The sequence below is a fragment of the Azoarcus indigens genome (assembly GCF_004361735.1).
Lineage (GTDB): Bacteria > Pseudomonadota > Gammaproteobacteria > Burkholderiales > Rhodocyclaceae > Azoarcus > Azoarcus indigens.
On the sequence record NZ_SNVV01000015.1, the window covers coordinates 14751 to 26906 of the forward strand.

At 66.9% G+C, this 12156-nt stretch carries 14 protein-coding genes; 9 read left to right on the top strand and 5 right to left on the bottom strand.

Annotation, left to right across the window (positions count from 1 at the left end):
* Positions 1-121 precede the first annotated feature (121 nt).
* The 5 genes from C7389_RS16340 to flgA all read right to left on the bottom strand — a co-directional run bounded on the left by C7389_RS16340 (position 122) and on the right by flgA (position 4368).
* Positions 122-658 (bottom strand): tetratricopeptide repeat protein, encoded by a 537-nt coding sequence (locus C7389_RS16340; protein WP_133593425.1) that lies wholly within the window; start codon positions 656-658, stop codon positions 122-124.
* Positions 659-691: 33 nt separating this feature from the next.
* A complete protein-coding gene (locus C7389_RS16345; RefSeq protein WP_133593427.1) occupies positions 692-2665 on the bottom strand; it encodes a DNA topoisomerase IV subunit B in 1974 nt (657 codons plus the stop codon).
* Positions 2666-2758: 93 nt separating this feature from the next.
* Positions 2759-3244, bottom strand: coding sequence for a flagella synthesis protein FlgN (locus C7389_RS16350; RefSeq protein ID WP_133593429.1), 486 nt, complete (start codon positions 3242-3244; stop codon positions 2759-2761).
* A 23-nt stretch (positions 3245-3267) separates the two neighbouring features.
* Positions 3268-3558, bottom strand: a complete 291-nt coding sequence (flgM, locus tag C7389_RS16355) for a flagellar biosynthesis anti-sigma factor FlgM (RefSeq protein WP_133593431.1) — start codon at positions 3556-3558, stop codon at positions 3268-3270.
* Positions 3559-3669: 111 nt separating this feature from the next.
* Positions 3670-4368 (bottom strand): flagellar basal body P-ring formation chaperone FlgA, encoded by a 699-nt coding sequence (flgA, locus tag C7389_RS16360; RefSeq protein ID WP_133593433.1) that lies wholly within the window; start codon positions 4366-4368, stop codon positions 3670-3672.
* Between the two features lie 260 nt (positions 4369-4628).
* Here flgA and flgB point away from each other — a divergent pair, with 260 nt between their 5' ends.
* The 9 genes from flgB to flgJ all read left to right on the top strand — a co-directional run bounded on the left by flgB (position 4629) and on the right by flgJ (position 12088).
* Positions 4629-5033 (top strand): flagellar basal body rod protein FlgB, encoded by a 405-nt coding sequence (flgB, locus tag C7389_RS16365; RefSeq protein ID WP_133593435.1) that lies wholly within the window; start codon positions 4629-4631, stop codon positions 5031-5033.
* A 16-nt stretch (positions 5034-5049) separates the two neighbouring features.
* Positions 5050-5460, top strand: coding sequence for a flagellar basal body rod protein FlgC (flgC, locus tag C7389_RS16370; RefSeq protein WP_133593437.1), 411 nt, complete (start codon positions 5050-5052; stop codon positions 5458-5460).
* Between the two features lie 41 nt (positions 5461-5501).
* Positions 5502-6176 (top strand): flagellar hook assembly protein FlgD, encoded by a 675-nt coding sequence (locus tag C7389_RS16375; protein ID WP_133593439.1) that lies wholly within the window; start codon positions 5502-5504, stop codon positions 6174-6176.
* 15 nt (positions 6177-6191) lie between these two features.
* The gene (flgE, locus tag C7389_RS16380) at positions 6192-7529 is read left to right on the top strand and encodes a flagellar hook protein FlgE (RefSeq protein ID WP_133593441.1); all 1338 of its coding nucleotides are present in this window, start codon (positions 6192-6194) and stop codon (positions 7527-7529) included.
* A 42-nt stretch (positions 7530-7571) separates the two neighbouring features.
* Positions 7572-8318 (top strand): flagellar basal-body rod protein FlgF, encoded by a 747-nt coding sequence (gene flgF / locus C7389_RS16385; RefSeq protein ID WP_133593443.1) that lies wholly within the window; start codon positions 7572-7574, stop codon positions 8316-8318.
* Between the two features lie 131 nt (positions 8319-8449).
* A complete protein-coding gene (gene flgG, locus C7389_RS16390; protein WP_133593445.1) occupies positions 8450-9232 on the top strand; it encodes a flagellar basal-body rod protein FlgG in 783 nt (260 codons plus the stop codon).
* Positions 9233-9245: 13 nt separating this feature from the next.
* Positions 9246-9920 carry a flagellar basal body L-ring protein FlgH gene (locus tag C7389_RS16395; RefSeq protein WP_246034819.1) on the top strand — a complete coding sequence of 225 codons (675 nt, stop codon included), beginning with the start codon at positions 9246-9248 and terminating at the stop codon, positions 9918-9920.
* Positions 9921-9936: 16 nt separating this feature from the next.
* Complete coding sequence (locus C7389_RS16400) at positions 9937-11073, top strand: flagellar basal body P-ring protein FlgI (RefSeq protein ID WP_133593447.1); 1137 nt, start codon at positions 9937-9939, stop codon at positions 11071-11073.
* A 1-nt stretch (position 11074) separates the two neighbouring features.
* Positions 11075-12088 (top strand): flagellar assembly peptidoglycan hydrolase FlgJ, encoded by a 1014-nt coding sequence (flgJ, locus tag C7389_RS16405; protein WP_133593449.1) that lies wholly within the window; start codon positions 11075-11077, stop codon positions 12086-12088.
* Positions 12089-12156: the final 68 nt, after the last annotated feature.

The window sequence follows — 12156 nt, forward strand, 5'->3', positions numbered from 1 at the left end:
AGCGCGGGCCGGATTGGCAAAGGGCCCCGATCTTACCCCGTTCGCGGCGCCAGCCGCCAACCGCGGCGGCGAGGATGCGACGCGGCTGCGGCGCTTGTCGGTTTTGCCACCGGGGCGGTGTTCACTCGTCCTCGGCGTCTTCCAGCAGTGCGGCAATCACCGAGTGGCCAACGCCGTCGTCCGGGTCCAGCAACTGCAGATGGCCGAGCACGCTGCGGCTGACTTCGGGGTTGCCGCGTCGCAGTTCGATGAAGGCCAGCGCCTTGAGAAAGGAGAGCAGAAAGCGCTGGGGTGTCGTGCGGCGCCTGCTTTCGCCGACGTCGGTTGGGGTCCAGGTGCGCCAATCCTGGCTGACGCGCGCCTGGTGGGCGGCTTCGGCCAGGCCGTCCAGGGCGACGGCGAGGGCGTCGTCCAGGTCGCGCTGCTGGTTCTGCAGTTTGAACAGGCAGCGGTAGGCGGGCAGGGAGGAGGGCGAGATCTCGATGGCGTGGCGGAACAACGCGCGGGCGCGTGCCGGATCGCTGCGATGGCAGCCCACGCCTTCCTGCAGCAGGGCGTTGACGTGGGGCGGCAGCGGACCGAAATCGACCAGGTTTTCGACGGGCTTGGGGCGGGCCATGGTGGGCAGGATGGAGTCGCGGATCCTGCGCTTAAGCAAGATGCATTCCGCTCTGCCCGCCGGGTAGAAACCTCAGATGTCGGCTTCCACCGTGTCGCCCTTGTCTTCCATCCAGGCGCGGCGGCCGGAAGCCTCACCCTTGCCCATCAGCAGGGTGAACATGCGCTGGGTTTCCTCGTCGGCGCCGGGGCGCACCTGCACCGGCAGCACCCGGCGGGTGGCGGGTGCCATGGTGGTCTCGCGCAGCTGGTCGGGGTTCATCTCGCCGAGGCCCTTGAAGCGGCCGATCTCCAGCTGTTCCAGCTTGAAGCCTTCCTGCTGCATGCGGTCGCGGATGGCGGCGAGCTCGCCGTCGTCCAGCGCGTAGAGGCGGCGCGCCGGGCGTTTCTTGCCCTGGGCCGGTACGTCGACGCGATACAGCGGCGGCTGGGCGATGTACACGTGGCCGCGCGCGATCAGCGCCGGGAAATGGCGGAAGAAGAGGGTGAGCAGCAGGGTCTGGATGTGGGAGCCGTCCACATCCGCGTCCGACATGATGACGACCTTGCCGTAGCGCAGGCCGGAAAGGTCCGGGTTGCTGCCGGCCTTGTGGGCATCCACGCCCAGGGCGACGGCGATGTCGTGGATCTCGGCATTGGCAAACAGTCGGTCGGGGTCTATCTCCCAGGCGTTCTGCACCTTGCCGCGCAAGGGCAGGATGGCCTGGGTTTCCTTGTCGCGCGCCATCTTGGCGGAACCGCCGGCGGAGTCCCCTTCGACCAAGAAGAGTTCGTTTTCGGCGATGTCCTCGGACTCGCAGTCCGACAGCTTGCCGGGCAGTACGGCCACGCCGGAGGTCTTCTTCTTCTCGACCTTCTGCGCGCTCTTCTGCCGTGCCAGCGCCTGCTTGATCGACAGCTCGGCGATCGCCTTGCCGGCCTCGACATGGTTGTTCAGCCAGATCTCGAAGGGGTCGCGGATCTGGGAGGAGACCAGCTTCACCGCCTCGCGGGAGTTCAGCTTCTCCTTTACCTGGCCCTGGAACTGCGGGTCCAGCAGGCGGGCGGAGAGGACGAAGCTCATGCGCCCGCAGACATCTTCCTGCTGCAGCTTGACGCCGCGCGGCAGCAGCGCGTGGTGTTCGATGAAGGACTTGATGGCCTCGAACACGCCGGCGCGCAGGCCGGACTCATGGGTGCCGCCGGCCACCGTCGGAATCAGGTTCACATAGGATTCGCTGGGCACCGCGCTCTCGAACCAGGCGATGGCCCAGGCCGCGCCCTCGCCGGGGGCGAAGCTGGCGTCGTCCTTGCCGGCGTAGTTCTCGGCGGTGTAGATGGGCGCCACCGGCTCGAAATCGCCTGCCACTTCCTTCAGGTAGCCGGCCAGGCCTTCGGGGTAGGACCAGGTCTTGGTCAGCGCCGCGCCGCTGGCCTGCTCGGTGTCCAGCCGCACGCTGACGCCGGACAGCAGCACCGCCTTGCTGCGCAGCAGGCGCTCTATCTCGGCCACCGGCACGCGCGGGTTGTCGAAGTAGCGCGCATCCGGCCACACCCGGACCCGAGTACCGGTCTGACGGCCGCATTCGCCTTCCACCCGCACTTCGCCGATCTGTTCTCCCCCGTTGGTGAAGTCGATGCGGTGCAGCTTGCCTTCGCGTTTTACCTCGACCTCGACACGGGTGGACAGCGCATTGGTCACCGCCACGCCGACGCCGTGCAGGCCGCCGGAGAAGGCGTAGGCGCTGTTGCCTTCACGCTTGTCGAATTTGCCGCCGGCGTGCAGCCGGGTATAGGCCAGCACCACTACCGGCACGCCTTCTTCCGGGTGCAGCCCAACCGGAATGCCGCGGCCGTCGTCGGCCACCGTCACCGAGCCATCCAGATGCAAGGTGACGTGGATCTTCTTGGCGAAGCCGGCCAGGGCTTCGTCGGCAGCGTTGTCGATGACTTCCTGGATGATGTGCGCTGGCGAGTCGGTGCGGGTATACATGCCCGGGCGCTCGCGCACCGGCTCCAGGCCCTTGAGGACGCGGAAGGAGGATTCGTCGTATTGCTTGGCTGTCATGCTGGGGGCGTGGTGCGGAAAAACGGGCGCCAGAATAACAGACCGGGGAAGGGCGGGCGCGGGCTTCGGTGGCTCCCGGCGGGAGCGGGCGGCTCAGGCGCTGCCAAGCATGCGGCCGCCGCCGGTGGGGCGGGCGTTGCCGGCGGCATCGTAGAGCTGGGGCTGGTCGGCGGCGGCGAGCAGTACCGACAGTGCGGTCTGGTTGTGCTGCATGCGCTCGTGGATGAGCTTGCCGGTGAGCTGGTTGCGCTCGCGGGCGTCCCGGGCGAGGGTGAGCACTTCTTCCCAGCGCGCCAGTACCCGCGGCAGGTTCTTGCACAGTTCGCGGATGGACGCGTCCGAATGGCTGCGGCCCATGCGGCCGAGCAGCATGGCGCGGTCGTCGTGCAGGCGCTGCAGCTGACGGTAGCGGTCGGTCTTGTCCTTGGTCAGCGCCATCAGCGCGTCGATGTCCGCGGCGATCAGCAGCGCCGTCTCCTTCTCCAGCACGCCGATGAACTCGCGCAGCTGTATGGCCTCGGCTTCGATGAGGAGGGCCAGGCGCTGAATGTCGGCAGGAGTCGGAGTGGGAGCTGGCATCTAATTAGCGGCGATGGGGAAGGTCAGGATTGGGCGTCCAGCATCTGCCGTACGTCCTTGATCAGGCCGTCGGCGATACGATTGGCATCCACCTTGAATCGGCCTTCGGCGATGGCCTGGCGGATTTCATCGACGCGCTGCTGGTCGACCACCGGCGTATCGGCGATGGCGGCTTCGGCCTTCTGCATGGTGGAGGACAGCGAGGAGAGCTGAACCTGCTCGCCGCTCTCGCTCGGCTTAGACGGCACGGTGCGCTGGCGCGTGTCGGCGGTCGAGACTCCGCCGACGGAAGGGCCGGAACTTTCGATTTTCATGATGCCGCTCCAAGATGGATTCTCCAACCGGTCATCGGCAGGCTGGGGAAAAACTTTAGCAATTAAAGCACCAATCGTTCCGGCTGTCCCGGCATCTCCCGCGCGGTCGCTTCACTGCGGGATCTCCACGTCGCCGCCCGGCCGCGCGGTGCCGGTTACCACCTGGCCGTTGGGCATGCGCACCCGGACCATCTCGCCGGGCACGGCGTTGTTCATTGCGCGTCCTTCCGAACTTACGCTGAAGCCTGGGCCGGCGCTTACCACGCGCACGTTCTGCCCCTGCCGCACCGCATGCGGAATGCGCAGCATGTCCCCGCGCAGCGGGCTGCCCGCGGCCACTGCATAACGGGTGTGCAGACCCAGGACTTGAGCCGGGTCGGTCAGCGTGTTGTCCGGCAGCGCCGCCAGGTCGCCGCGCCGGCGGCTGATGTCGGCTTGGCCGACGATCTGTCCGGCACGCAAGGGTTGTGCCGCCACCAGATAGTCGGCGGTGACGGATACCCGCGCCTGGATGTAGGCCGTCCATGTAACCGGCGAGTCGCAGCGCACGCCTACGCTGATCTGGCCCCAGGCGCGGGTGCCGGCGGGCAGGAAGGGGATGAGGCTGGCGCAGGCGGGCAGCTGGTTGCGCGGATCCAGGCCGCCGACCTCGATCTCCACCTTGCCGGGCAGGCCCCGGGCTTCCTGCTGAAGGAAGGTGAGCACCGTGCGATTGACCGGTTCTGGCGCTTGCTGGGCGAGGGCGGGGCAGGCGAGGGGCAGCAGCGCGTAGGGAAGGGCGTGGCGGAGCAGGCGTGTTGTCTTTCTCATGCCGGGATTGCATCACGCCCGCGCCGCCCACGGCAACCCGCAGCGCTTGCGGACGCCTGCGGCAAAGATTGCCGTGGCCCGGCAATTCCCGCGGGCCGGCCGCCGGCTAGCGGCCAAATTGGCCGGGCTTTCGGGGCCTTATCTCGCCAAGGTGCGTGCGGGGTGCTCGCTACCATTCGTGGCATGGAAGGTGCAATGGCCTGAGTGTCCGCACCCAGCCTTCCAACTGCGGCGCGGACGATGGAGAGTGAGGTAAGGCGATGAAGACCCAGTTCGACAAGCAGATCCAGTTTCACCAGACGGCCCTGAACGTCCAGGCCTACCGGCAGCAGTTGCTGGCCTCGAACATCGCCAACGCCGATACGCCTCACTACAAGGCCAAGGACATCGATTTTCGCGAGGCGCTGGAAGGCGTGCTCAGCGGCAAGGAGAACGGCATGGCGCTGTCCCGCACCCAGCCGAAGCATATTGAAGGCGGCACCGGCAACGTCCTCGAAGATGCCACCAAGTACCGCACCGAACTGCAGTCCGCGGTGGATGGCAACACGGTGAACATGGACGTGGAGCGCGCCGCTTTCGCCGAGAACTCGGTGCATTACGAGGCCAGCATCACCTTCATCAACGGCATGCTGCGTTCCATGCAGACTGCCATCAACGGCCAGTAAGCGCGGGGTAACGGCCATGAGCATGCTCAACGTTTTCCAGATCGCCGGCTCGGCGCTGAACGCGCAGTCGCTGCGGCTCAACACCACCGCTTCCAACCTGGCCAACGCCGACAGCGTGATCGCCGAGGACGGCCAGCCTTATCGCGCCAAGCAGGTGGTTTTCGCCGCCAAGCAGCTCGAAGGCGCGGACGACGCTTCGGTGGGCGTGCGGGTGACGCAGATCGTGGAGAGCGCCGCGCCGATGCGGCTCACCTACGATCCGACCAACCCGGCGGCCAACGAGCAGGGCTACGTGGAAATGCCGAATGTGAACGTGGTGGAGGAGATGGTGAACATGATCTCCGCCTCCCGTTCGTACCAGAACAACGCGGAAGTGATGAACACGGCACGGACCTTGCTGCAGAGGACCCTGCAGATCGGCCAGTAAGCGCCGAACGGTAATCGAAGGGCAGATTTCGGAGATACAGCATGGCCACCGTGAACAGCAGCACCTCAACCTCGGACGCCGTCCTCGCCAGCCTGGCGCGTACGGATACCTCGTCCACCAGCACCGCGGCGGACACCCGCATCCAGTTCCTGACGCTGCTCACGACCCAGCTGCAGAACCAGGACCCGATGAACCCGATGGAGAACGCCGAGCTCACCTCCCAGCTGGCGCAGCTCAGTACGGTGGAAGGCATCGAGAAGCTGAACACCATGATGACCCAGCTCATCAACTCACAGGAGTCTGCCGAAGGTCTGCAGGCGGCGGCTCTAGTCGGCCGCGGCGTGCTGGTCGAAGGCTCCGGCCTTCAGCTGACCGAGGCCGGCGCGGTGGGCGGCTTCGAGCTGGATGGCCCGGCAGATACGGTGACGATCACCATCAAGAATGCCTCGGGAGTGGAGGTCGCCAGCTTGGAGTTCACCGACATGGAAGCCGGCAGCCAGAACTTCCTCTGGGACGGTACCGCCAAGGACGGCAGCATGGCCGCCGAAGGCATGTACACCGTGTCGGTGAAGGCGGTTCAGGGCGACAACACCGTCGTTTCCCGACCGCTCCAGTTCGCGGCGGTCACCAGCGTCATCCGCGGCTCCAGCGGCACCGACCTGCAGGTTGGCAACCTGGGCATCTTCAAGCTCGACGACATCAAGCAGATCCTCTGATCCGGAGCGGCGAACATGGCATTCCAGCAAGGTTTGAGCGGCCTCAATTCTTCTTCGAAGGCGCTCGACGTCATCTCCCACAACGTGGCCAACGCCAGTACCGTCGGCTTCAAGGCCAGCAGCACGCTGTTCTCCGATATGTACGCCTCGGCGATGGTCGGCGGCACTTCCTCGCTGCAGGTCGGCATCGGCAGCAAGGTGGCCGCGGTGTGGCAGTCCTTCACCCAGGGCAACCTCACCGCCACCAGCAACCAGCTGGACATGGCGATCAACGGCAACGGCTTCTTCCGCCTGCAGCGCAGCGACGGCACCATCGCCTACTCGCGCAACGGCCAGTTCGATGTGAACAAGGATGGCTACATCATCAACTCCAGCGGCGACAAGCTGACCGGTTACGCGGTGGTGGACAACAGCGGCACCTCCACCGTGTTCGCCGGTGAGCCCTCGGTGATCTACATCGACACCTCCAACGTCGCGCCGCGGGAGAGCGGCACCGCCTCGGTGGGGGTGAACCTGAACTCCTCCGAGAAGAACCCGCTGAACCAGGATCCGGTGGGCAGTGACATCACCAGCTACCTCAACGCCACCAGCATCCCGGTGGATAGCTACAACTACACCACCTCCATCACGGTGTATGACAGCCTGGGCAATTCCTCGCTGATGAGCTTGTACTTCGTGCGCGACCCGGACGTGGCCGGCGTGTCGCCCAACACCTGGACGGTGTATGGCCGCCTCTCCAACGACGTGGTGCCCGATCCCACCGACCCGGCCACCAACATCGGCACGCCGCTGGAAGAGCTGGGGCAGATGACCTTCACTTCCTTCGGCGTGCTGGACACTACGGTGGCCAACAATGGCAACTTCACCATTTCCCGCACGGCGGCCCAGATCGGCACTGGCGCTGATGCGCTGAGCTTCAGCCTGGACCTGACCAAGTCCACCCAGTGGAACACCAGCTTCGGCGTCACCACCTCGCCGCGCACCGACGGCTACACCACCGGTGCGCTCACCGGTGTGTCGGTCAGCTCCACCGGCGTGCTGCAGGGCTCCTATTCCAACGGGCTGACGAAGGACATCGCCCAGCTTGCGCTGGCCACCTTCGCCAGCCCGCAGGGCCTGACCTCACTGGGCGACAACCTGTGGGCCGAGTCCTATGACTCCGGCCAGCCCACGGTCGGCGCGCCGGGCACCGGCATCCTCGGCTCGGTCACCTCCGGCCAGGTGGAAGAGTCGAACGTGGACCTCACCACCGAGCTGGTGCAGATGATCGTGCAGCAGCGCAATTACCAGGCCAACGCCCAGTCCATCCGCACGCAGGATCAGGTCCTGCAGACGCTGGTGAACCTGAGGTAAGCGGCGGCCGGCCGCACACGTTGCAAGGACAGGAGAAAGTTAATGGATCGTCTGATCTACACTGCCATGACCGGCGCCAAGTGGACCCTGGAACAGCAGGCGGCGGTGGCGCACAACCTGGCCAATGCGACGTCCACCGGCTTCCGCACCGAGATGCACAAGCTGCGCGCGGTGGAAATGCAGACCGAGGCCTTCCACAGCCGCGCCTTCGTCGTCGATGCCAGCGTCGCCACCGACTTTACCCCCGGCCCACTGCAGTTCAGCGGCAATGCCTACGACGTGGCGGTGAAGGGCAAGGGCTGGCTGACAGTGCAGATGCCGGACGGCACCGAGGCCTACACCCGCGACGGCAGCCTGGAAGTGAGCGTGAACGGCGTACTGCAGACCCATGACGGCCTGCCGCTGCTGGGTGCCACCGGCCAGCCCATCACGCTGCCGCCGGACAGCGAGATCGTTATCGGCGAGGACGGCACCGTCTCCGCCATTCCCTCCGGCCTGGGCCAGGGCAACGTGGTGAACGTGATCGACCAGCTCAAGCTGGTGAATCCGGCCGAGGCCGACCTGGTGCGCGGCGACGACGGCCTGTTCCGCCTGCGCCAGGGCGGCGCGGCGCCGGCGGACGCCAACGTGCGGGTGGCCGGCGGTTACCTGGAAGGCAGCAATGTGAACGTGGTGGACCAGATGGTCACCATGATCTCGCTGGCACGCCAGTTCGAGATGCAGACTCGCATGCTGCAGACCGCCGAACAGAATGACCAGTCCGCCACCCAGGTGATCTCCGCCAGGTGATCAGCAGGGCTTTTGCCCCGGTAATCCATCGATTGACCGCGCCCCCGCAAGCCTAAGCTTCCATCGTCGGCAGAGCCGTTTCCACGGCGCGGGGCCGCAACCGCACAACAGAACGCACTCAGGAGCTCATCATGATCCGCTCACTCTGGACCGCCCGTACCGGGCTGGATGCCCAGCAGACGTCGCTGGACGTGATCTCCCACAACCTGGCCAACGTCTCCACCAACGGCTACAAGCGCCAGCGCGCGGTGTTCGAGGACCTGCTGTACCAGACGGTGCGCCAGCCCGGTGCCCAGACCACCCAGCAGACCCAGGTCGGCTCCGGCCTGCAGATTGGTACCGGCGTGCGCCCCATCGCCACCGACCGCCTGTTCACCCAGGGCAACCTGCAGCAGACCGGCGGTTCGCTGGACGTGGCGGTGCAGGGCAACGGCTTCTTCCAGATCACCATGCCGGACGGCACCACCGCCTACACCCGCGACGGCGCCTTCCAGCTCGACAACCAGGGCAACGTGGTCACCGCCAGCGGCTACCCGCTGGCCGACGCCATCAACATTCCGGCCGACACGCTCACCATCACCGTCGGCAAGGACGGCACCGTCAGCGTGCTGCAGGCCGGGCAGACCACCCCAGTGCAGGTCGGCAATATCCAGCTGGCGACCTTCGTCAATACCGGCGGCCTGCAGAGCGCCGGCGAGAACCTGTTCTACGAAACCGCCTCCAGCGGCGTCGCCACGCCCACCCAGCCGGGTACCAATGGCGCCGGCGTCATCAACCAGGGCTACGTGGAAACCTCCAATGTCAACGTGGCAGAAGAGCTGGTGAACATGATCGTGACCCAGCGCGCCTACGAGATGAATTCCCGCGCCATCCAGACCTCCGACCAGATGCTCGGCCGTCTGACCCAGCTGTAACAGGAGGGGCATCGTGAAAGCCCTCGCATTCATCGCCACCGCTGCCCTGGCACTGCTCTCCGGCTGCGCTTCCATCTACCCGACGCCGGCCACCATGGTCCATCAGCCGATGACCGCGCGGCCGGAGGCGCGGCCGCAGATGGTGAACGCCAACGGCGCCATCTACCAGCCGGCGCAGGTGCGGCCGCTGTTCGAGGACAGGCGAGCGCGCAATATCGGCGACGTCATCACCATCAACCTGGTGGAGCGCACCACGGCGACCAAGAACGCCAACGCCAACGCCAGCCGCACCTCCAACCTCACCGGCGGCATCACCGCCAGCACCAACATGCCGCTGTCCGGCCTCAACGGTCTGAATGCCACCGCGGGTGTTACCTCCGAATTCACCGGCACTGGCGCGGCGGGCGCCAACAATGTGTTCAACGGCACCATCACCGTCACCGTCATCGAGGTCTATCCCAATGGCAACCTGCTGGTATCCGGCGAGAAGCAGGTGGCGATCAACCAGGGCAATGAGTACATCCGCTTCTCCGGCGTGATCAATCCCTTCACCGTCACCGGCAGCAATACCGTGCAGTCCACCCAGGTGGCGGATGCGCGCATCGAGTACCGTGGCAGCGGATTCATCGACGAGTCCACCACCATGGGTTGGCTGCAGCGCTTCTTCGGCGTGATCCTGCCCTTCTAAAGCGGAGACGACGTTCATGCGCAGCCCCACACTTCCCGCCCTCCTGCTGGTCTTTGCCCTCGGCCTGCCGGCTGCGCCGGCGCTGGCCGCCACCCCGGCCGTTACCGGCGCGGCGGAGCGCATCAAGGATCTGGCCTCCATCGCCGGCGTGCGCGACAACCAGCTCATCGGTTATGGGCTGGTGGTCGGCCTGGACGGCAGCGGCGACCAGACCACGCAGACGCCCTTCACCGTGCAGAGCATCTCCAACATGCTCGGCAACATGGGCGTCACCCTACCCACCGGCACCAACCTGCAGCTGAAGAACGTGGCCGCGGTCATGGTCACCGCCACGCTGCCGGCCTTTGCCCGGCCGGGGCAGCAGATCGACGTCACCGTCTCCTCCATCGGCAATGCCAAGAGCCTGCGCGGCGGCACCCTGGTGATGACGCCGCTGAAGGGCGTGGATGGCCAGGTCTATGCGATGGCGCAGGGCAACATGGTGGTCGGCGGCGCGGGCGCGCAGGCCGGCGGCGGCGCCTCGCAGACCATCAACCACCTGTCGGCCGGCCGGGTGCCCGGCGGCGCTACCGTGGAGCGCGCGGTGCCCACTGCGGTGGGGCAGGGCGACTTTGTAATGGTGGAACTGAACGACACCGACTTCGGCACCGCCCGCCGGGTGGTGGACGCGATCAACATCGCCTCGCCCGGCAGCGCCGAAGCGCTGGATGGCCGCAGCATCCGGGTGCGGGCGCCGCAGGACAGCTCGGCGCGGGTAGCCTTCATCGGCCAACTGGAGAACCTCACGGTGACGCCGATGTTGCAGGCGGCCAAGGTGATCGTGAACTCCCGCACCGGCTCGGTGGTGATGAATCAGCGGGTGACGCTGCAGAACTGCGCGGTGGCCCACGGCAACCTCACCGTCACGGTGAACAACGAGAACCAGGTGAGCCAGCCCAACCCGCTGGCCGCTGGCCAGACCACGGTGACCCAGCAGGGCCAGGTGGACATCCAGCAGGATGCCGGCGCCCTGTTCAACGTGCGCGCCGGCACCAACCTCGCCGACGTGGTCAAGGCGCTGAATGCGCTCGGCGCCAAGCCGATGGACCTGGTCAGCATCCTGCAGGCGATGAAGTCCGCCGGCGCGCTGCGGGCGGAACTCGAGGTGATCTGAGGTGAGCGTCGGCCAGCTCAACGCGATGGACCCCAACTCGTTCAACGAGTTGAAGCGGCTCGCGCGTGAGAAGCCGGACTCGCCGGAAACCCTGCGCGCTGCCGCCAAGCAGTTCGAGGCGCTGTTCCTGCAGATGGCCCTGAAGGCGATGCGCGACGCCACGCCCAAGGACGGCATGTTCGACAGCGAGCAGACGCGCATGTACCAGAGCATGCTCGACCAGCAGCTGGCGCTGGAGATGGCCCAAGGCCGCGGCACCGGCCTGTCCGACGCCATCTACCGCCAGCTCGGCGGCAAGACGGAACTGCCGGGCGCGGTCATCCAGCCGCTGAACGCCGGCAAGGAAGAGAACCAGGGCTTCGACATCGGCAATGTGATCCGCCGGCCGGCGGCAATTAATGCCGCCAGCTCCGCCACCGCCGCGCTGAGCAAGGCGCAGGAGGCGTTTGCCGCCATCTACGGCGACGACGGCGAGGCCAGCGCGCTCGCCAGCCGGCTGGACATGGCCATCCAGGGCGCCCGCGAGGCCGGCGGCCAGGCTTCGTCCCGCGCCCGCGCCTTCGTCGACGAAGTCTGGCCGCATGCGGTGGAGGCGGGCCGCGCCACCGGCATTCCGCCGCAGTTCCTGGTGGCCCAGGCGGCGCTGGAGACCGGCTGGGGCGAGAAGGTGCTGCGCGACAAGGACGGCTCCTCCAGCTACAACCTGTTCAACATCAAGGCGGGCTCCAGCTGGAGCGGCGACACCGTGGCCCGCGACGTCACCGAGTACAACGGCGGCGGCGCCTACACCGAGCGTGCCCGTTTCCGCAGCTACGACTCCTACGCCGACTCCTTCCGCGACTACGCCAACCTGCTGGCCGGCAGCACGCGCTACGCCGGCGTGCTGGGCCAGACCGACGCCGCCTCCTTCGCCCGCAGCCTGCAGCAGGCCGGCTACGCCACCGACCCGATGTACGCGGACAAACTCACCCGCGTCATCCGCGGCACCACGCTGCGCACCGCGCTGGCCGGCTGAGTCCGGCCTGGCCGGTCTTGCCACCGCGCTGGCTGGCGGTTCTGTGGCCGCGGCGGCGCGTTTCCGCC

Coding starts and splice junctions, on each gene's coding strand:
- C7389_RS16345 (WP_133593427.1), bottom strand. CDS start 2,665: ATGACAGCCAAGCAATACGACGAATCCTCCTTCCGCGTCCTCAAGGGC.
- C7389_RS16400 (WP_133593447.1), top strand. CDS start 9,937: ATGCGCAGCCCCACACTTCCCGCCCTCCTGCTGGTCTTTGCCCTCGGC.
- flgM (WP_133593431.1), bottom strand. CDS start 3,558: ATGAAAATCGAAAGTTCCGGCCCTTCCGTCGGCGGAGTCTCGACCGCC.
- C7389_RS16375 (WP_133593439.1), top strand. CDS start 5,502: ATGGCCACCGTGAACAGCAGCACCTCAACCTCGGACGCCGTCCTCGCC.
- flgB (WP_133593435.1), top strand. CDS start 4,629: ATGAAGACCCAGTTCGACAAGCAGATCCAGTTTCACCAGACGGCCCTG.
- C7389_RS16350 (WP_133593429.1), bottom strand. CDS start 3,244: ATGCCAGCTCCCACTCCGACTCCTGCCGACATTCAGCGCCTGGCCCTC.
- flgA (WP_133593433.1), bottom strand. CDS start 4,368: ATGAGAAAGACAACACGCCTGCTCCGCCACGCCCTTCCCTACGCGCTG.
- flgG (WP_133593445.1), top strand. CDS start 8,450: ATGATCCGCTCACTCTGGACCGCCCGTACCGGGCTGGATGCCCAGCAG.
- flgF (WP_133593443.1), top strand. CDS start 7,572: ATGGATCGTCTGATCTACACTGCCATGACCGGCGCCAAGTGGACCCTG.
- flgE (WP_133593441.1), top strand. CDS start 6,192: ATGGCATTCCAGCAAGGTTTGAGCGGCCTCAATTCTTCTTCGAAGGCG.
- flgC (WP_133593437.1), top strand. CDS start 5,050: ATGAGCATGCTCAACGTTTTCCAGATCGCCGGCTCGGCGCTGAACGCG.